Origin of the sequence: Cellulomonas cellasea (assembly GCF_006538745.1) — a bacterium.
GTDB classification, from domain to species: domain Bacteria; phylum Actinomycetota; class Actinomycetes; order Actinomycetales; family Cellulomonadaceae; genus Cellulomonas_A; species Cellulomonas_A cellasea.
Genome location: NZ_BJLR01000022.1, coordinates 157637 through 176057, shown reverse-complemented (window position 1 = coordinate 176057; position 18421 = coordinate 157637). Strand labels below are relative to the sequence as shown.

At 76.2% G+C, this 18421-nt stretch carries 16 protein-coding genes; 6 read left to right on the top strand and 10 right to left on the bottom strand.

The window, feature by feature from the left end; all coding sequences use genetic code 11:
• From CCE01nite_RS12995 to CCE01nite_RS12965, 7 genes are all read right to left on the bottom strand, one after another.
• Positions 1-1835 (bottom strand): S8 family serine peptidase (locus tag CCE01nite_RS12995; RefSeq protein ID WP_170223972.1); only part of this gene is annotated, 1835 nt, incomplete at its 3' end.
• Between the two features lie 153 nt (positions 1836-1988).
• A complete protein-coding gene (locus tag CCE01nite_RS12990) occupies positions 1989-4151 on the bottom strand; it encodes a hypothetical protein (protein ID WP_052104425.1) in 2163 nt (720 codons plus the stop codon).
• Positions 4151-4690, bottom strand: a complete 540-nt coding sequence (locus tag CCE01nite_RS12985; RefSeq protein ID WP_034634407.1) for a hypothetical protein — start codon at positions 4688-4690, stop codon at positions 4151-4153. The genes CCE01nite_RS12990 and CCE01nite_RS12985 overlap by 1 nt, the downstream gene beginning before the upstream one ends.
• A gap of 128 nt (positions 4691-4818) precedes the next feature.
• Entirely contained in the window at positions 4819-5508 is a 690-nt protein-coding gene (locus tag CCE01nite_RS12980; RefSeq protein ID WP_052104426.1) for a class I SAM-dependent methyltransferase, read from the bottom strand.
• Entirely contained in the window at positions 5505-6371 is an 867-nt protein-coding gene (locus CCE01nite_RS12975) for a ChbG/HpnK family deacetylase (protein WP_084142929.1), read from the bottom strand. Before CCE01nite_RS12975 ends, CCE01nite_RS12980 begins: the two co-directional genes overlap by 4 nt.
• Positions 6368-7147 carry a glycosyltransferase family 2 protein gene (locus CCE01nite_RS12970; RefSeq protein WP_246056525.1) on the bottom strand — a complete coding sequence of 260 codons (780 nt, stop codon included), beginning with the start codon at positions 7145-7147 and terminating at the stop codon, positions 6368-6370. The genes CCE01nite_RS12975 and CCE01nite_RS12970 overlap by 4 nt, the downstream gene beginning before the upstream one ends.
• Entirely contained in the window at positions 7144-8418 is a 1275-nt protein-coding gene (locus CCE01nite_RS12965) for a putative hexosyltransferase (RefSeq protein WP_141372512.1), read from the bottom strand. Before CCE01nite_RS12965 ends, CCE01nite_RS12970 begins: the two co-directional genes overlap by 4 nt.
• A 110-nt stretch (positions 8419-8528) precedes the next feature.
• Here CCE01nite_RS12965 and CCE01nite_RS12960 point away from each other — a divergent pair, with 110 nt between their 5' ends.
• Entirely contained in the window at positions 8529-9392 is an 864-nt protein-coding gene (locus CCE01nite_RS12960; protein ID WP_052104429.1) for a hypothetical protein, read from the top strand.
• A gap of 58 nt (positions 9393-9450) precedes the next feature.
• Here CCE01nite_RS12960 and CCE01nite_RS12955 read toward each other — a convergent pair whose 3' ends face one another.
• Positions 9451-10197 (bottom strand): TIGR03089 family protein, encoded by a 747-nt coding sequence (locus CCE01nite_RS12955; protein ID WP_034634408.1) that lies wholly within the window; start codon positions 10195-10197, stop codon positions 9451-9453.
• 203 nt (positions 10198-10400) lie between these two features.
• On the opposite strand from CCE01nite_RS12955, the gene CCE01nite_RS22410 reads away from it, so the two are divergent.
• Genes CCE01nite_RS22410 through CCE01nite_RS12940 form a run of 3 tightly spaced genes read left to right on the top strand, consistent with a single transcriptional unit; the run spans position 10401 to position 16098 of the window.
• On the top strand, positions 10401-10736 hold the full coding sequence (locus CCE01nite_RS22410) for a WhiB family transcriptional regulator (protein ID WP_034634424.1): 336 nt from the start codon (positions 10401-10403) through the stop codon (positions 10734-10736).
• 32 nt (positions 10737-10768) lie between these two features.
• Positions 10769-14536, top strand: a complete 3768-nt coding sequence (locus CCE01nite_RS12945) for a glycosyltransferase (RefSeq protein ID WP_141372510.1) — start codon at positions 10769-10771, stop codon at positions 14534-14536.
• Positions 14537-14568: 32 nt separating this feature from the next.
• Positions 14569-16098, top strand: coding sequence for a DUF5719 family protein (locus CCE01nite_RS12940; protein WP_170223971.1), 1530 nt, complete (start codon positions 14569-14571; stop codon positions 16096-16098).
• A gap of 121 nt (positions 16099-16219) precedes the next feature.
• Here the strand turns inward: CCE01nite_RS12940 and CCE01nite_RS12935 are convergent, their stop codons facing one another.
• Positions 16220-17137 carry a glycosyltransferase family 2 protein gene (locus tag CCE01nite_RS12935; protein WP_141372506.1) on the bottom strand — a complete coding sequence of 306 codons (918 nt, stop codon included), beginning with the start codon at positions 17135-17137 and terminating at the stop codon, positions 16220-16222.
• A 12-nt stretch (positions 17138-17149) separates the two neighbouring features.
• On the bottom strand, positions 17150-17602 hold the full coding sequence (locus CCE01nite_RS12930) for a metallopeptidase family protein (RefSeq protein WP_170223970.1): 453 nt from the start codon (positions 17600-17602) through the stop codon (positions 17150-17152).
• Positions 17603-17663: 61 nt separating this feature from the next.
• Between CCE01nite_RS12930 and CCE01nite_RS12925 the strand changes: the two genes are divergently transcribed.
• A complete protein-coding gene (locus CCE01nite_RS12925) occupies positions 17664-18053 on the top strand; it encodes a DUF3499 domain-containing protein (RefSeq protein ID WP_141372504.1) in 390 nt (129 codons plus the stop codon).
• Positions 18054-18074: 21 nt separating this feature from the next.
• Positions 18075-18362 carry a hypothetical protein gene (locus CCE01nite_RS12920; protein WP_141372502.1) on the top strand — a complete coding sequence of 96 codons (288 nt, stop codon included), beginning with the start codon at positions 18075-18077 and terminating at the stop codon, positions 18360-18362.
• The last annotated feature ends 59 nt before the right edge of the window (positions 18363-18421 follow it).

Here is an 18421-nt window from a genome sequence, read left to right as displayed (position 1 = left end):
GCCGGAGGACCGGCGACCGTGACGCTCCGGCAGCCCAGCGGCGTGCTGGCCGCCGACTCGGTGTCGATCGCGTACGCGCAGACCTGGTGCGTCCCGGCGCCCGCGGTGAAGGAGCGGCTGAAGCCGTGCTGGTTGCCCGTGCCGGGGTATGCCGCCGCGACGTCGGTGCGCACCCTCGTCGTGCTGGTGGAGCCGCCCCACGCGCCGTTGACGTAGAAGTGCACGTCGATCGGAGCGGCGACGTCCGGGTCGACCGCCCAGCCGGACAGCGTCACCGACGTGCCCGATGCCGTCAGCTGCTCGAAGTTGCCCACGGGAGCCTGGTTGCCGCTCGTGAGGAACGTCAGCGCCGGGGAGGCCCAGCTGATGCGCTCACCCGCGACCGTCTCCACCCGGACGAAGTAGTACTCGCGGCCCTGGAGGCCGGTGAGCGTGACGCTCCTGGTCGTCGAGACACCGTCGTCGACCAGGGTGGAGCTGCCGGCCTCGTCCCCGAGCCAGACCCGGTAGTCGGTCGGCGTGGGGCCTCCGAGCGGGGCGTCCCAGACGACGGTGGCGGACGTGCGGGCCACCCGCGTGGTGCGCAGGCCGGTCGGCGGCAGCGGGTCCTCGGGTGCGGGGGCGACGAGCGAGCGCGTCGACAGCAGCGCCGTCGTGCTCCCCGCACCGGCGGAGGTCACGACGCCGGGGGTCGCGGCCGCGTCGATCGCAGCCTCGACCTGGGCGGCGGTCGCCCCCGGGTGCTCGCCGAGGTAGAGGGCGGCCGCACCGGCGACGTGCGGCGCCGCCTGCGACGTCCCGCTCGCGACGCCCGAGCGCAGGTTCGGGAGCATCGAGTTGATCTCGGCGCCCGGCGCGAAGAGGTCGACGCACGGTCCCCAGTTCGACGACGCCCACCGGGCGTCGGTGCGCGTCGTCGCGCCCACCGTGTAGCCGCCCGGGGTGCGCGCGGGCGACACCGCGCACGCGTCGACGCCGGCGTTCCCGGCGGCGACGGTGACGAACAGGCCGGCCGCGCGCAGCTCCTCGACGGCGGCGTCGACGAACGGGTCGGCCGGGCCGCCGAGCGAGAGGTTGACGACGGCGGGCGTGCCAGGCTCGTGGTCGTCGAGGACCCACTCGACGCCCGACAGGACCGTCGAGGTGTCCCCGGTGCCCGCGCAGTCGAGCACCCGCACCGGGACGACGTGCGCGCGGATCGCGATCCCCGCGGCGTTGCTCGCGACGATGCCGGCGACGTGCGTCCCGTGACCGGCGCAGTCCGTGTTCCCGGCCCCGCCCTCGAAGACGTCGAAGCCCGCCTCGACGCGACCGGTGAACGACTCGTGCGCCGCGTCGACGCCGGTGTCGAGCACGTACACGCGCACGCCGGCGCCGGCCGACGGGGGATACGTGAAGCTCGAGTCGAGCGGGAGCGCGGGCTGGTCGATGCGGTCGACGCCCCACGACATGGGCCACGTCGAGTCGGCCGCGGTGAACACGTTCTCCGGGCGGACGGTGGCGACCTCGGGGATCGCCTCGACGGCCGAGGCCTGCTCCGGGGTCACGTCGATGGCGAACCCGTCGATGGCGCTGTCGTACTCCTGGGTCGGCGTGATCCCGAGCTCGTCGAGCTGGGCGCGCACCACGTCCTGGCGACCCTCGTCCACCTGCACGGTGAAGCCCGTCTCCGTCTCCGTGGGCACCACCGGACCCGCCGCGGCGTAGCCGGCGACGGGGGAGGCGACGAGCGCGACCGTGCTCAGGGCCAGGGCAGCAACCGTGGAGCGCGCGCCCGTCCCGCGTCCGGGCACCGCGCGGCGGGTCCGGGGTGTGCGGGCAGCCAGTCTCGACATCGTCGACCTCCTCATGGTCCGCTCGCGGGGGAGCGGGCTGGTCCGCGAGCCTGTGCGCGCGGTCTTGCCTGGGACAACGCGCGCCGGCGCGGGATCGTTGGGTGCTGGGTGCCGACGGTCGTGCCGGGTACCCGCGACGGAGACCGGGTCGAGTCAGCCGACCGTCACCGTGCGGCAGCCCATCGGGGTGTTGCTGGCGCTCGTCGTGTCGATCGCGTACGTGCAGACCTCGTGGGTCCCGGGCCCCGCGGTGAAGGAGCGGGCGAAGCCGTGCTGGTCGCCGGTGCCGGGGTAGGCGCGGGAGACGTCGGAGCGGACGAGGTCGGTCCGGACGGAGCCGCCCCAGCCGCCGTTGACGTAGAAGTGCACGTCGATCGCGCCGGCGGTGTCGGGGTCCAGGGCCCAGCCGCCCAGCGACACGGTCGTCCCCGACGCCGTCAGCGACTCGAAGTTGCCGAGGGGCGGCGTGTTGGCCGCGGGTGTCGGGGTCGGCGTCGTCGGCGCGGGCTCGACCGGCACCACCGGCACCACGGGCACCACCGGCGCAGCCGGCGCGACAGGTGCCGTGACGGTCACGGTGCGGCAGCCCATGGGGGTGTTGGCCTTGGTGGTGGTGTCGATCGCGTAGGTGCAGATCTGGTGGCTGCCGGGGCCGGCGGTGAACGTGCGGGTGAACCCGTGCTGGTCACCGGTGCCGGGGTAGGCCCGGGCGACGTCCGAGCGGACGAGGTCGGTCCGGACGGACCCGCCCCAGGCGCCGTTGACGTAGAAGTGCACGTCGATCGGGCCCGCGGTGTCGGGGTCGACGGCCCAGCCGCCGAGCGTCACGGCGGTGCCGTTCGCGGTGAGCTGCTCGAAGTTCGCCAGCGGCAGCCGGTTCACGGGTGCCGCCACCGTCACGGTGCGGCACCCCATCGGGGTGTTGTTGGCGTTGGTCGTGTCGATCGCGTAGGTGCAGACCTGGTGCGTGCCGGGACCAGCGGTGAACGTGCGGGTGAACCCGTGCTGGTCGCCGGTGCCGGGGTAGGCGCGCGCCACGTCGGAGCGGACGCCGGTGGTGCTCACGGACCCGCCCCACGCGCCGTTGACGTAGAAGTGCACGTCGATCGGGCCTGCGGTGTCCGGGTCGACCGCCCAGCCGCTGAGCGTCACCGCGGTGCCGTTCGCCGTGAGCTGCTCGAAGTTCGCCACGGGGTAGGTGTTCACGACGTTCACCGACCGGCAGCCGAGCGGGGTGTTCGCACCCCCGGCCGTGTCGATCGCGTACGCGCACACCGAGCTCGTGCCGGCGGCCGCGGGGAAGCGGAAGGCGAACCCGTGCTGCGTGCCGTTGCCGGGGTACGCCGCCGCGATGTCGGCGCGCGCCACGTCGGCGCGGATCGACCCTCCCCAGGCGCCGTTGACGTAGAGGTGGATGTCGACGGGCGCCGAGGTGTCGGGGTCCATCGCCCACCCCCGCACGCTGATCGAGTCGAACGTCGACGAGATGAGCTCGAAGTTGCCGAACGGCACGCGGTTGCCCGTCGGCGAGCCGAACCAGTCGGTGAAGTAGTTCCAGAAGTTGCGGTTCCCGTACGCCGAGCACGCGTCGCCGGTGCCGTAGCCCGCGGCGATCGCGGCGGCGTTCGGCTGGTACGGCGTGTAGTTGTACAGGTTGGCCGTGGCCTGGTTCTGGATGTACACCGGCGACGACCCGCACGCGGCGTTCGGGTGGAAGCGCACGTCGATCGTGCGGCCGGGGCGGTGCGTGTAGCTGTTCGGGCTGTTCGTGTACTTCTTGAACTGCGAGGCCGCGGAGTACACCTGGTTGTAGAACCCGTAGTACTGGGCGTCGCACGCCGCCGTGTCCGGGCAGCCCATGCCCATCGCCTTCTGGTACACCGCGGCGGTCCCGGCCGTCCGGCGCGTGACGAGCGACTGCTCCTTCTGCAGCGTGACGAGCAGGACCTGCGGGTTGATGCCGCACGCGACCGCGACCTTGGCGATGATCGTCGACGCCGCCTCGTTGCCGGCACCCGTGTAGGCCGCGCACCGCGCGTCCGCGGGGCGGCTCGTCGTCGACTGGCGGTAGTCCTTGAGGCACGGCGTGCCGTCCGCCGCCGGCACGCACGCCGAGCCCGCCGTCGTGAGGAACGTCTGGACCGCGGCGGGGCTCATGGTGTTGCGGTCGAAGAAGATCGCGTCCGTGATGATGTGGCCGGGGTCGAACTGCCACGTGTTCGCGGCGGTCGCGGAGGGCGCGGCGACGAGCGTGCCGACGAGGGCGACCGCGACGGACGCGGCCCCCACGACGAGCCGGGACAGGAGACGGGTCATCAGGGCACCTCGACCGGGACGGGGGTGGACGACGCGACGGACGCGCCGGACGTGTAGCTGAGCACGGCGGTCCACGTGCCGGTGGAGAGCTCGCCGGCGGGCACGGACAGCCATCCGCAGCTGGTGGTGCTCGCGTCCGGGGTCGCGGCCTGCTCGACGGCGACCTCCCCGGCCGCGGAGCTCAGGACCAGCCGGCAGAGCCCGTCGGACTCGACCACCGGCACGAACCCGGAGACCTCGACGGCGGACGCCTCCGCCTGCCACCCGGCGAACGAGATCGTGACCTCGACCACGGCGCGGCCGTCCCCGGCCACCGGCGGCGACGCGGGGTCGCCCGGCGCGGCGGACGGCAAGGGCTCGGTGGTCGCACCGGTGCCGGGCGCACCCGTCGGCGTGGCGGTCGGCGTGCTCGTGACCTCCGGCGTCGTCGACGCGCTCGGAGTTCCCTCGGCCGGTCGCCCGGCGCCCGTGCACCCGGCGGTCAGGGCGAGGGCGAGGGCGCCGGTGAGCAGCGCACCCGCGCGTCGGCCGAGCAGCATGCGGACGGACCTCCGGGAGCGGTCGGCGGGAGCGTCGGACGACGTCCCCGGAGTGTCATCGGCACGGGCGGGTGAGACCTGAGCGGTCCGGGACGTCCGGGATGCCGGACGTGCACCGGGTCGCGAGGTCACGCGCCGCGCCGCGCGACGATCAGGTGGTGGGCGTGGACGCGATGGCGGTCCAGGCGGCGGTGCTCGACGACGAGACCGAGGTCCTCGAGCCAGCCGGTTGTCGTGGCCGGCGGCACGAAGTCGAAGGACGACCCCTCGGTGATGCGCAGGACCTTGACCGAGAGCGTCTCCTGGACGGTGTTCCAGCGTACCTTCCAGGCCGGCTCGACGCCCATCTCCTTGACGACGAGGGTGCCCCCCGGCGCGAGCCGCCCGACGGTCTCCTCGAGCAGGCTCCGCTGCGCGGCCGCCGGCAGCAGGTACAGGACGTCGACGAACACGGCGGCGTCCCACGGGCCCTCGGGGACGGCGCCGGACGGGGCGTGCGCGAAGGTGAGCCGGTCGGTGCGCCGCGCAGCCGCCTGCGCGTGCCGGATCTTGTCCTGGTCGATGTCGACGCCCGTCAGCACGCGCCCAGGGGCGCTCAGCGCCGCGTACGCGCTGAACAGGCCGTGCCCACAGCCGATCTCCACGATCCGCCCGCTGCTCGGCAGCGCGGCCGCGACCGCCCGGAAGGGCGCGCTCCACCACCGCACCGCGACGTGCGCGCGGACGGCCAGGGGTGCGGTGCGGTACAGCGCGAGCGCCGCGCGGCCGGCGGCGTCGGGGCGTCGGCCGGGGGAGTCCTGGCGGTCGAGGGTGCTCATGCGTCCGTTCCTGTGGTCCGAGGGGAGTGGCCGGCGGTGAGCGCGGCGAACCCGACGAGCTCGTACCCGGCCTCGGCGACGAGGGCCGCGGTCCGCGGGTCCGTGAGCGCGTCGAGCTCCTCGCCCCAGTGGTAGTCCCACCGGAAGCGGTCGAGCTCGAGCTCGCCGTGCTCGCCCGGGTGCGCGTTCAGCTCGGCCGTGGGCGCACCGCGCTCCGCCATCGACCGGAGGGTGGCGGCGAGCCGGGCGGCGTCGAGCGACCCCGCCTCGTCGAGCCCGGCGTAGTCGGCCGTCGTGACGAGCCCGGCGCGGGCGACCCGGCGCGCGGTGACCCGCGAGAGCGTGTTGACTCCGAGAGCCAGCACGCCGCGCGCGTGGCTGCGGGGCAGGCGCACCGCCCGGACGCCGTGCTGCACGGCGAGCTCGGTGAGCACCCCGGCGACCGCGGGCCACAGGTGCGTGTGCTGGTGCGTGTCGAGGTGCGTGACCGGGACGCCGACGCCGAGGACGCGCTCGAGCTGCGCGCCGAGCTCGCGTCGCACGTCGTCCGGGTCGATGCGCCCGGCGAGGCCGCGCGCGACGACGGTGCGGTAGCTCAGCGGGAGGTGACCGGCCTTGTCCACGAGCGTGGGCACCTCGCGCGCGGAGAGCAGCGGGGGGTCCTCGCCGACCAGAGCCAGGTGCGCGCCGAGCTCGAGGGTCGGCGTCGCGCGCAGCATGGCGGCGGCGTCGTCGAACGCGCGGCCGACCGCGAGCAGCGACGTGGCCGTGACCACGCCGTCGAGGTGCGCGCGGCGCACGGCCCGGTTGACCCCGGGCGTGAGGCCCAGGTCGTCGGCCGTGACCACGAGCCGTCGGGTCACGTCCCCGGCCCGTCCGTCGCGGTCCGTGGGGTGATGCGCCGCAGGTCCGAGCGCAGGCGCATCATCTCGCCGAGCATCGTGCGGATCACGCCGAACGACGAGAGCGTCGAGACCCCGCGGGTGCGCGGGAAGTAGTCGACGCCGATCTGCAGCACCTGGAAGCCGGAGCGCTGCGCCCGGATGACGAGCTCGGCGTCGATGAACGAGCCCTCGCTCACGAGCTCGACGCCGTCGAGCACACGCCGGCGGCACAGCTTGAACGCGAAGTTGATGTCCCGCAGGCGCGTCCCGAACATCGCCTTGACCAGGGCGTTGTAGACGAACGAGTACACCGCGCGGCGCGGTCCCTCGCCGGTGCGGTCGAGGCGGTAGGCGCTGACCACGTCGGCCTCGTAGGTGCGCAGGACGCGCAGGGCGCGCACGAGCTCGATCATCTCGAAGGGGAGGTCCGCGTCGGTGTAGAGGACGACGTCGCCCGTCGCGGCGGCGAACCCGCTCTTGATCGAGCCGCCCAGCTTCCGGTTCTCGGGGTGGTGCACGACGCGGACGCGCGGGTCGTGCGCGGCGAGCTCGTCCGCGAGCTGCGGGGTCGCGTCCGTCGACGCGTCGTCGACCACGATCAGCTCGTAGTCGACGATCTGGTGCGACGCGACGAGCTCCTCGCAGATGTCCTGCGCGGCCGCGACGGCGCGGTGGATGTACAGCTCCTCGTTCCACATCGGGAAGAAGATGGAGAGCTTCTTGAACGGCTCGGGGGGGAGCCGGGGGGAGTTCACGAGACAGCAACCGATCGTCCGAAGAGGTAGGTGAGCACCAGGAGGAGCACACCACAGGTCCCGAGCGCGAGCGGGCGCACCCAGCGCCGCCCGCTGCTCGCAAGGTAGTCACCCGCGGCCGCCAGGACGGGGAACGCCACGAGGACGTAACGCCCCGTGCCCATGAAGTCCTTGGTCCCGATGATCGGGATCGCGAGCACGACGACCGCGTAGGCGGCGTAGCCCCACCCGAACCGCCGCCAGACGCGCCGCACCAGCAGGACGGCGCACAGGCAGGCGAGCGCCTGGAGCGTGAGCAGCGCGGCGACTGCGTACGGTCCCTTCACGAGGGTGCCGAGGTAGACGACCTTGAACCACGTCCGGGGGCCGACGCCCTGGTTCCAGCCGGGGGCGCCCTCGACCTCGACGAACGCCAGCGGCTCGTCGAACTCGACCCACAGGTACGCCATCCAGGCGACGAGCCCCGCCGAGGAGAGCAGGACGCCGAGGTGCCGCACGCGCACGAGCCGCAGCGCGCCGAGGAGGTCGCGCCACCCGGGGCGGTCCACGACGGGGACGGTCGCGCCCGGGGCCGCAGCCGCGGCGGCCGCCCGGTCCCGACGGTCCTCCGCGAGCATCTCGAGCGTCCGGACGACCAGCCCGACGGCCACCGCGACCCCCACCGGTCGCCCCGCGGTCGCGAGCGCCCCGACGAGACCCGCGGCCCAGAACCACCGGCGCTCGAGCAGCAGGAACGAGCCGACGGCGCACAGCAGGAACAGCGAGTCGGCGTACATCGCGCCGTACAGGAAGAACGCGTAGGGGTAGAGCATGAGCACCGCGATCGCCGTCACGGCCGCGGCGCGGGGCAGCCGCTGCCACACCCACGAGCCGAAGAGCACGACCGCGAGGCCGCCGCACAGCACCGCCAGCAGCGAGCCGGCGACCTGGTAGTCGCCGACGAGCTGACCCAGACCACGCACCCCGAGCGGGTACGCCGGGAAGAACGCGATCGAGGACTGCTCCCCGGGCCGGTAGAAGTAGCCGTTGCTCGCGATGTGGAAGTACCACCCCGCGTCGTACTGGAACCAGCCGTCGAGCCAGTCCGGTCCCTGCAGCACCGGCGCCCAGCCGCTGTCCGGGCGGTAGCGGTCGGACCACGCCACGACGGCGGTCAGGAGCACCGAGACGCCCGCGAAGACCGCGAGCACCCGGCGCCACGGGTACGCCGAGGCCGCGGCTCCGGCCACGCCCTCGGGCGGCGCTACTGTGCGGTCGGTGGGTGTCTGCAACGTGGTCCCCCAGGAGTCGGTCCGCTCGCTGCGGACCCCACCGGAAGCGTAGGGACCCGGGCGCGAGGACATCGCCACTTCCCAGGATCTTCACAATCGAGAGGCAGAACATGACGACGGCGCTGCTGAGCGTGGCCGCGGCGGCGCTGTGCTCCGGTGCGGCCACCGTGCTGCAGGCGGTCGCCGCCCGCCGCCAGCCGGTCCGGGCCGGGATCGACGTGGGTCTGGTCCTGCGGCTCGCGCGCAGCGGGACCTACTGGCTCGCGATGCTCCTCGTCGCGGCGGGCTTCCTGCTGTCGTTCGTGGCGCTGCGCACGCTGCCGCTGTTCCTGGTGCAGGCCGGGCGCGCCTCGAGCCTCGCGGTCGCCGCGGTGCTGTCCGTCCTGGTGCTGGGCGCGCGCCTCCGGCGCGGCGAGGTCGCGGCCCTCGCCGTGGTCGCCGCGGGGCTCGTGGCGCTCGCCGCGTCGGTCGTGCCGCATCCCGCCTCCCACGTGCGCTCGGGTGCGGGCTGGTGGCTGGTCGCGTCGGTCGTCGTCCTCGCGGCGGCAGCCGGGGTGGCGGCGAGGTCGCGGCCCTCGACGGGCAGCGGCCTCGTGCTGGCCGGCCTCGCGGGTCTCGCGTTCGCGGTGCTCGCGGTCGCGGCACGGACCGTCGGCGGGCTCGGCCTGGAGGGTCTGGTGCGCGAGCCCGCGGCGTGGGCGATCCCGGCGGGTGGGGCCCTCGGGCTCGCGCTGGGGGCCCTCGCGCTCCAGCGCGCCCCCGTGGTCGGCGTGACCGCCGCGATGGTCGGCGTCGAGACGTGCGTCGGCGCCCTGCTCGGGATGCTCCTCGCCGGGGACCGACCGGAGCCGGGCAGCGCCGTGCTGTGCGTCGTGGGCTTCGTCGCGGTGCTCGGGGGCGTGCTCGCCGTCGCGCGGTTCGGCTCGGTCGAGGGTGCGACGTCCCCGGCCGGCCCGCTCGAGCGGGTCGCCTGACCCGACGCTCGGCACTGGTGCGCGCCGGCGTGCAGCCCCTGTGCGGATCAGCGCACGGTCAGCCGGTCGTCCCCGACAGCGCCGTGACGCGCTCCGTCTCCACGATCCGGTCGACCCGGGCGTCGTCGCTGCCGTCGGCGCCCGCCGTGACGACCACCACGGAGCCCTCGCCGGCGAGCACGTCGAGCGCGGCGCGCAGGAAGCCGGCGGTGTCGTGCCCGCTCGTGGGGAGGCGGAGGAGCGTGCGGGCCCCGAGCGGCGCCCCCGAGCTCCCGGCCGCCCAGCCGAGGAGCCCGTCGTGGTCGACGACGCCGGCGGTGGCCGCGACCGCCGGCGCGGCGCCGTCCCGCGGTGGCGTCCAGCCGAGCGCGTCGCCGTAGGTCATGACCGCGGCCGCCGCGTCGAGCGCACCCGCGGGGAGATCGCCGTCGAACCGCCGGGCGAGCGCGGCGAGCGGGACCGCCACGACCGGGGGGCCGCCCGCCGTGGACCCCGGCCGGTGCGTGACCACGACGTCCGCCCCCGACCCCCCGGCTCCGAGGAGCTCGACGCACGCGCCCACGCGCCACGTCGCGAGCGCCCACACGAGCGTGCGCCAGTGCGGCGGCAGGTCGAGCGACACGCGGGTGCCCGGCCCTGCGTCGAGCTCCTCGACGAGAAGGTTCGCGGTCTTGGTGACCCAGTTGTCGAGCACCGTGCCGGAGAGCTCCACGCGCTCGCCGTCGGGCCCGTACCAGGTGAGGCGCGGGCGGCCCGGCTCGGGCTGGAGCGCGCTCAGGACGTCGGCGACGGTCGAGGGAGGCATGCGGTCAGCGTAGGGCGCGGCGTGTCGTGCCGTGTCGCGCACAATTCACCCGACAAACCACCCCAACTAGCACACGTCGGCTTGACGTACGGAAACGACACGCGTGTAATTCTGAGAACAGTTTCACCTGGAGCGAATCAGCGCTCCGACCCACGGGGCGGTGCGCACACGTGACAGCCAGCACGATCGAGCACGGAGGAATGATGTGGAATCTGCTCGACGGTGACGGATCCTTCCCCTCCGACGCGCTCGGCACGACGCAGGTCGCCGAGCTGCCTTCGAACGTCCTTCCCCTGTTCGGCACGCCCGAGGACGACGGGCTCATGGGCTGGCAGGAGCGCGCCCTGTGCGCGCAGACCGACCCCGAGGCCTTCTTCCCCGAGAAGGGCGGGTCGACCCGCGAGGCGAAGAAGGTCTGCACCGGCTGCGACGTGCGTGCCGAGTGCCTCGAGTACGCGCTCGCCAACGACGAGCGGTTCGGCATCTGGGGCGGGCTCTCGGAGCGGGAGCGGCGCAAGCTCAAGCGCCGGGTCGTCTGACCCGAGCCGCCGCAGGGCATGATGTCGGCAGGATGACTGACTTCCCCCTGCCCCTGCGCGCCCCCTCGGAGCCCACGCCCGGCGCCACGCGCCTCGCCCCGGCGGTGACCGCCGTCGTGGTGACCCTCGGCTCCACCCGCTACCTGCCGGCGACGCTGCGCGCGGTGGGGGCCCAGGACGTCGTGCCCGCGCGCGTGCTCGTCGTCGACGCCGGTCCGCACGCCGACGAGGACGTCCCGCGCCTCGCGCGCGGCGCCTTCGCGGCCCTCGGCGCGGCTGCCCCCGAGATCGTCGAGCTGCACGTCCCGGGCGCGCGGACGTTCGGCGAGGCCGTCCGCCGCGCGCTCGCGGACGTCGCTCCGCCCAGCCTCGTCGCGCGGCCCGAGCGCGAGCCGGACCGCACGTGGCTGTGGCTGCTGCACGACGACAGCGCCCCCGAGCCGGCCGCGCTCTCGGAGCTGCTGCGCGCCGTCGAGCACGCGCCCTCGGTCGCGGTCGCGGGGGTCAAGCAGCGCACCTGGACCGAGCCGCCGCGTCTGCTCGAGGTCGGGGTCCGCACGTCGCGCTCGGGTCGCCGGATGACCGGCATCGAGGAGTCCGAGGTCGACCAGGGCCAGCACGACGGCCGCGAGGACGTCCTGGGCGTCGGCATCGCGGGCGCGCTCGTGCGGCGCGACGTGTGGGAGGAGCTCGACGGCCCCGACCCCGCGCTCGGCCCGTTCGGCGACGGCCTCGACCTGTCCCGGCGGGCGTGCCTCGCCGGGCACCGCGTGGTCGTCGTCCCCGCCGCGGTCGTGCGGCACGCCCAGGCCGGCTACGCAGGGCTGCGCGGGCGCGAGCGGCCGGGTGCCGACGAGGACGTCGACGCCGACGGGGACGGCCTCGCGGACGACGCCGACCCGCGCCGGTCGTTCGCCGCCCGACGCCGTGCGCTGCTGCACCAGCGGCTCGTGACGGCGCCGCTGCCGCTCGTGCCCGTCGTGGCGCTCCTCGCGCTCGTCGCGGGGGTGGTGCGGGCGCTCGTGCGCGTAGCGACCAAGGAGCCCCTGCTCGCGGGGACCGAGCTCACCGCGCCCGTCGGGGCGCTGCTGCACCCCGCGGCCGTCGCGCGGGCCCGCCGGCGCGGCCGCACGACCCGTCGCCTGCCCCGGCGCGCGCTGCGCCCGCTGCAGGCCACCTGGCGCGACGTGTGGGACGAGTGGCGCGACCGTCGTCTCGCGGGCGCCGAGGTCCGGCGCACGTGGCGCGCGCCGAGCGAGCTCGAGCTGCGTGAGCTCGCGGCGCTCGCGACCCGCCGCCGTGTCGGGCTGGGTGCCCTCCTCGTGGCGCTCGCGGCTGCGACGGCGCTCGGCCTCGGCTCGCTCGTCGGCCGCGCGGCGAGCGGCTCCTCGCTCGTCGGCCCCGCCCTCGTCCAGGCCTCCTCGGACCTCGGGGAGCTCACGCACGCCGCGCTCGCGCGCTGGGTCACGGGGGGCCTGGGCGACGCCGGACCTGCCGACCCCCTGCTCGTCGTCCTCGTGCCGCTCACGGCGCTGCTCGGTGGTGAGCTCGCCCGCGCGGTCGCGGTCGTGCTGCTGGGCGCGGTCGTGCTCGCGGGGGTCGGGGCGTGGTTCGCGGCCGGTGCGGCGACGCGCTCGGTGGGCACCCGGCTCTGGGCCGCCGCCGTGTGGGCCGGCGCACCCGCGCTGCTCCTCGCGGTCGGCGACGGCCGGCTCGGGGCGGTGCTCGCGCACGCGATGCTCCCGTGGGTCGCGCTGGGCGTCGCGCGCGCGATCGGGGTGCAGCGCCGCGACTCGGTGCTGTCCGGCCTCGCGACGGCCCAGCGCGAGCCCGACGAGGCGGTCGCGGAGGACGCGTCCGACGCGCGGCTCGCCGCCGGCCCGCGCGCCGACGCCCCCGGGCCCTCGGGCGACCCCGAGGTGTCGGTGGCCGGCCTGCGCGAGCAGGTCGCCGACGAGGAGGACGTCGAGACGACCCGGCCGCGCGGCGCGCTGCCGCCCCGGGCCCCCTCGGCCGAACCCGGGGACGCGTCGGGTCGTTCACACACCTCCGAGCCGCTCGACGAGGACGTCGAGACGACCCGGCCGCGCCGGGCGCTGCCCGCGACCGGCGGGGACCGCGTGCGTGCGTCGGCGCTCGCCCCGGCCGGCGCGCCGACGTCCCCGCACGTGCCCGGGGCGACCGTCGGGCCGCCGCCGTCCGCCGGGTCGTTCGCCGCCGCGGCGGGAGCCGCGCTCGCGCTGCTCGTCGTCGTCGCGGGCGCGCCGGTGCTGCTCGTCCCCTCGGCGCTCGTGCTCCTCGTGGTCGCGGCGTCGGCGCCGCGCGCGCGGGGTCGGGTCGTGCTCGTGCTGGTCCCGGCGCTCGTCCTGCTCGGGCCCCTGCTCGTCGAGGCGTCCGAGCGCGGTGCGGCGGGGTGGCGGCTCCTGCTCGCCGACCCGGGGCCCGCGCTCGCGTCCGAGCGCTCCGCGGCGTGGGAGCAGCTGCTCGGCGTGCCCGCGACCGCCCTCGCGCCCGCGCTGCTCCCCGACGTCGTGCGTGGGCCGTGGCCGTACATGCTCGGCGGAGCGGTGCTGCTCACGGCGCTGCTCGCTCTCCTGCGGGGGGCGCCCGCCGCCCGCGCGGTCCGGGTCGCGTGGTTCGCGGCGGCCGCGGGGCTCGCGACGGCCGCCGCGGGCGGCGTCGTCCAGGTCGCGGCCGCCGACGGCGACCCCGTGCTGCCGTGGGCCGGGACGGCGGTCTCGTTCGCGGGGGCCGGTCTGCTGGCCGCGGGCGTCCTCGGCGCGGACGGGATCTCGGCACGCCTCGCCCGCTCGACGTTCGGCTGGCGGCAGCCCGCCGTGGCGGTGCTCGCGGCAGTCCTCGGTGCGGTCCCGGTGCTGTGCCTCGCCTCGTGGGCGTGGCAGGCGCGCGAGGGCGACGCCGTGCGGCTCACGGCGCTCGACCGGCCCGTGGTTCCCGCGGTCGGTCAGCAGTCGCAGGCCGAGCCCGCGGCCTCGCGCGTGCTCGCGCTGACGGACGACGCCGACGGCGTCCTCACCTGGCAGCTGCTGCGCGACGACGGCACCCAGCTCGTCGAGGTCGCGGCGAGCGTCACCACGCGCACCCTGTCCGGCCCGGTCGACGCCCCCGAGCTCGCCGAGCCCGACGACGCGACCGACGAGGTCCAGGACGTCGTCGCGCGCCTCGCCGGCGCGACGAGCGGGGACGTGTCGGGCGACCTCGCCGCGCTCGCAGTGGCCGACGTGCTCGTCCCGGGCGTGCCCGCCGCGCCCACCGGAGGGGCGCCGGACGCCGGCGACCGGGACGCGCTCGAGCGTGCGCGCGCCGCCCTCGTGGCGCGCCTCGACGCAACGGCCGGCCTCGAGCGCATCACCGAGAACCCCTCCGGGGCCATCTGGCGCGTCCAGCCGTCCGCCGCCACCCGCGGGGCCACCCCGGTCGAGGTCGTGCAGTCGTGGGCGCGCGTCTTGGCCCCAGGCGACGACCCGGCTGCGGGCGTCGCGGTCGCGTCGAACGGCAACGCGGTCGACACCCGCGTGGAGTCCGGGGCGGGCGACCGGCTGCTCGTGCTCGCGGAGCGCGCGGACCCGGGCTGGCGCGCGACGCTCGACGGGCGCCCGCTGCGCGCGGTGACCGACGGCTGGCGGCAGACGTTCGAGCTCGGGGACGACGGCGGCCGCCTCGTCGTGGCGCACCGCGACCCGGAGCGGAACCCCTGGCTCGTGGCGCAGGGGGTCGTGCTGCTGCTCACCGTGCTGTTCGCGCTGCCCCTGCGTCGACGGAAGGCGGGCCGACGATGAGCGCGCGCACCTGGCCGAGGGTCGCTCGCGCCGTGACGGGCGCCGGGGTCCTGGTGCTCGCCGGCGGTGCCGTCCTGGTGGCCGACCGGCTCTCCGCACCCGCGCTCGTCGACGACGTACCCGCGGTGGTCGAGGTCGCACCGCCGCGAAGCACGCTCGTGTGCCCGGGCCCGCTGATCCTGCCCGACGACACCGGCGCCGGGGACTCGGCGTTCGACCCGACGCCCGTCGATCCCGTCGAGCGTGTCGACGCCCTGACCGTCGCCGCCCCGGGCGGCGCCGCGGCGGCCGGGGAGGTCGCCGACCTCGGCAGCGGAGACGTCGCCGGGGAGCTCGTGCCCGGCGGACCGGCGGCGGTCGTCGCGGCGCCGGACCCGAGCGCCCCGCTCGTCGTGCGCGCCGAGCCCGTCGACGGCGAGCCGGCCCGCGTCGCGGCGACCGCGTCGGGCCTCGTGACCGCGGGCGACCTGCGGGGCCTGTCCGCTGCGACGTGCCAGCCCCCCGGCGTCGACCTGTGGCTCGTCGGCGGCGGCACGGCGCTCGAGAGCTCCGCGTCGCTCGTGCTGACCAACCCCGGGACGACGGCGAGCGACGTCGACGTTGAGCTGTGGGGCCCGTCGGGTCGCGTCGAGCTCGCGGGCGGCGCACGGCAGGTCGTCGCGCCCGGTGCCGAGCGCGTGCTCGTGCTGCCGGCGGTCGCCGCCGAGCAGCGTCGCGTCGTCGTGCACGTCGTCGCCTCCGGGGGATCCGTCACCGCGCACCTCCAGGACTCGCGGCTCGACGGTTTCACGCCTGCCGGCACGGACCTCGTGGTGCCCGGGCAGCCGCCCGCGGCACGCCAGGTCGTGCCGGGGGTCTCCGTGCTGGCGTCCGCGGTCGGCGACAAGAGCCAGGCGGTGCTCCGCCTGCTCGCCCCGGGCACCGAGGCCGCCTCCGTCCGCCTGACGATGCTCGGCGCGGACGGTGCGACCGCCCTGCCGGGGACGGACGCGCTCGAGCTCGCCCCGGGCGAGGTGACCGACGTGCCCCTCGGCGGGCTCCCCGCGGGCTCCTGGACGGCCGTGGTCGACGCCGACGTGCCCGTCGTGGCGGCCGCGACGACGACGCGCCCCGGGCAGCCCGGCCCGCTCGACGACACCCCGGTGCTCGAGCGCGCGTGGTCGGCCGCGACCGCACCCGGCGACGGAGAGCTCGTCGCGGTCCCCGACGGCGTCGCCGCGACCGTGGTCGTGACCGCGCTCGCGGACGGCGACGACCCCGCCGACGGACGAGCGGTCGAGGCCGTCCTGCGGACGTTCGACGCCGACGGCGAGCCGCTGCCGGAGCAGGACGTCACCCTCGCGCCGGGCCGGACCCTCGCGGTCCCCGTCGCGCCCGAGGCGGTCGGCGTCGAGCTCGCAGTCGAGACCGACGAGGACGGGACGGTCCGGGCCGCGTGGGCCGTGGTGGTCACGTCCGAGAACCCGGACGGCGCGCTGCTCTCGGTGCTGCTGCCCGCGGCCGACGAGCCGACGGGCTCGCAGGTCCGCGTCCGGGCCGCGACCCGGCTCGGCCTCGGCTGAGCCGCAGCGCACTGCGCACGGCGCGCCGGCTCGGCTGGGCGAGCTGGCACGGCCGAGCGCGTCGGGATCTGCTGAACAGGGCCGGGTCCGGCCGGGCCGCTGGCTCCGCCGCGCGCCTCGCTCAGTGCGCCGCGCGCAGCTCCAGGAGCTCGCGGGCCTTGAGGCCCACCCGGATCGCGACCCGCACCGGCCACTCGTACCAGCGGTGGTAGCGGCGGGTCAGGTAGCGCGCGGCGCTGCGGTGGTGCGCCGAGATCATCGTCGCGGGCCGTGCGCGCCAGGACGTCCCGCCGACGTGCGTCACGCGGGCGCCCGGGACGTAGACGTTGTGCCAGCCGGCGAGTCCGAGCCGCTCGCCGAGGTCGAGGTCCTCGAAGAACATGAAGTACGACGTGTCGAAGCCCCCGACGGCCTCGAACGCCTCGCGCCGCAGCAGCAGGCACGCCCCCGAGAGCCAGCCCGCGACCCGCTCGTCGCCGACGACCTCCTGGCGGCGGTGGTACGCCTGCGTCCACGGGTTCGACGGCCACACGCGCGCGAACAGCGCGTGACCGGCGCCTTGCGTCAGGGACGGCAGCTCGCGCGCCGAGGGGTAGACGGTCCCGTCGAGGTTGAGCAGCGCCGGGCCGAACGCGCCCGCGCCCTCGTGGCGGTCGGCCGCGGCGGCCAGCACGTCGAGCGAGCCCGGCCCCCACACGAGGTCGGAGTTCGCGACGACGAGCCATCGCTGCGTGGCCCCCGAGGCGCCGGCGTTCGCGCCGCCGCCGTAGCCGAGGTTGGACCCCGGGAGGACGACGCGGGCACCGTGCCGCTCGGCGACATGGCGGGTGACGGTGTGGTCGGTGCCGTTGTCGACGAGGACGAGCTCGACGGGCGCCGTCGTCGCGAGGGCGAGCGACGCGGCGAAGTCCTCGAGCTCGTCGCCGGGGTGGTACACGACGCAGACGACCCGGAAGCCGGCGGCGGTCGCTCCGGCGGCGTCGGCGGGCGCGTCGGCTCCGGGGGCAGGACGGGGGGCGGTGGGGTCGTCGGCGCTCATCGACGACACAGGCTAGTGCCCGTCGCCGTACTCCGGATCGACGTCCTCCGGTGCCTTGCCGAGCAGGTGCGCGACCTGCTCGACGACCACGTCGCGCACGAGCTCGCCGAGGTCGGTGACGTCGAGCGCGCGGGACTCGACGGGCCGGCGGTAGACCACGATGCGTGCCGGGAGGCCGGCGTCCGCGGGGAAGTACCGGCCGAGCGGCACGCCGCCCCGCTCCCACGGCGCGGGGTTCGACGGCGGCACGTCCTCGACCGCGAACTCGGTGCCGTCGAGCTGGCGGGCCCACCGCTTCTCGAGCCGCTCGACCGAGTCGAGCACGAGCTCGTCGAAGCGCTGCGCGCGCGTGCGGTAGCCCGGGACGTCGGTCGGCAGCAGGGGGCCGCGCAGCCCGCGCCCACGGCGGTCACGGCGCCGGACGGGGGCCGGGTCGGGGACCCGGCCGCGCGCGAGGGAGCTCACGCTCGCACTGTAGCGGCGTGGGAGTGCCGGGCGCGGGCCCGGCGGCGGTACGGTCTGCCCTGTGAGATCCGTCCGGCAGTGTTCGCGCACGGCGTGCGGCCGTGCTGCCGTCGCCACCCTGACCTACGTGTACGCGGACTCGACCGCGGTGCTCGGCCCCCTCGCGGGCTACGCCGAGCCGCACTCGTACGACCTGTGCGTCGAGCACGCGGGCCGGCTGACGGCGCCGCGCGGGTGGGAGGTCGTGCGCCTCACGCCCGAGTTCGTCGAGACCGGCCCGAGCCAGGACGACCTGCTGGCGCTCGCGGACGCCGTGCGCGAGGCGGGCCGCCCGCGCACGGGTGCGCTGCCCGTGGTGACCGAGCCGGCGTCGCGGGTCCTCCCGCCGCCCGCGGCGGAGTCCACGGCGCCCCGTCGAGGGCATCTGCGTATCCTGCGCGACGAGGGCTGACGGGCTCCGGGGGGAGACACGATGGGACAGGACGACACACCGAGGCGCGGGCGTGCACGTGCGGGCGACGAGCCGGTGCCGCTCGGGTCGCTGAGCCGCGGCGGTGCCCCGGTGCCGCTCGGGACCGAGACGTGCGCGTCGTGCGGGTCGACGTCGCTGACCCGGCTGAGCATGGTGCTGGGGGACGGGACCGCGGTGGTCTTCGTCTCGTGCCACCGCTGCGAGCACAAGGGCTGGTACCCGACCGACGGCGACGGCACCCCGCTGACCCGCGAGGACGTCCTGTCCCGGAGCGGTAAGAAGGCCTGAGCCTCGACGCCCGGGCCGCCGGAGCGCAGGGGCGTCGGCGAGGCCGTCGTGCGGGCCGT

Bases quoted from the DNA above. Each gene is read 5' to 3' on its own strand.
- CCE01nite_RS22410 (WP_034634424.1), top strand. From the start codon at position 10,401: ATGTGGAATCTGCTCGACGGTGACGGATCCTTCCCCTCCGACGCGCTC.
- CCE01nite_RS12990 (WP_052104425.1), bottom strand. From the start codon at position 4,151: ATGACCCGTCTCCTGTCCCGGCTCGTCGTGGGGGCCGCGTCCGTCGCG.
- CCE01nite_RS12960 (WP_052104429.1), top strand. From the start codon at position 8,529: ATGACGACGGCGCTGCTGAGCGTGGCCGCGGCGGCGCTGTGCTCCGGT.
- CCE01nite_RS12985 (WP_034634407.1), bottom strand. From the start codon at position 4,690: ATGCTGCTCGGCCGACGCGCGGGTGCGCTGCTCACCGGCGCCCTCGCC.
- CCE01nite_RS12945 (WP_141372510.1), top strand. From the start codon at position 10,769: ATGACTGACTTCCCCCTGCCCCTGCGCGCCCCCTCGGAGCCCACGCCC.
- CCE01nite_RS12980 (WP_052104426.1), bottom strand. From the start codon at position 5,508: ATGAGCACCCTCGACCGCCAGGACTCCCCCGGCCGACGCCCCGACGCC.
- CCE01nite_RS12920 (WP_141372502.1), top strand. From the start codon at position 18,075: ATGGGACAGGACGACACACCGAGGCGCGGGCGTGCACGTGCGGGCGAC.
- CCE01nite_RS12955 (WP_034634408.1), bottom strand. From the start codon at position 10,197: ATGCCTCCCTCGACCGTCGCCGACGTCCTGAGCGCGCTCCAGCCCGAG.
- CCE01nite_RS12935 (WP_141372506.1), bottom strand. From the start codon at position 17,137: ATGAGCGCCGACGACCCCACCGCCCCCCGTCCTGCCCCCGGAGCCGAC.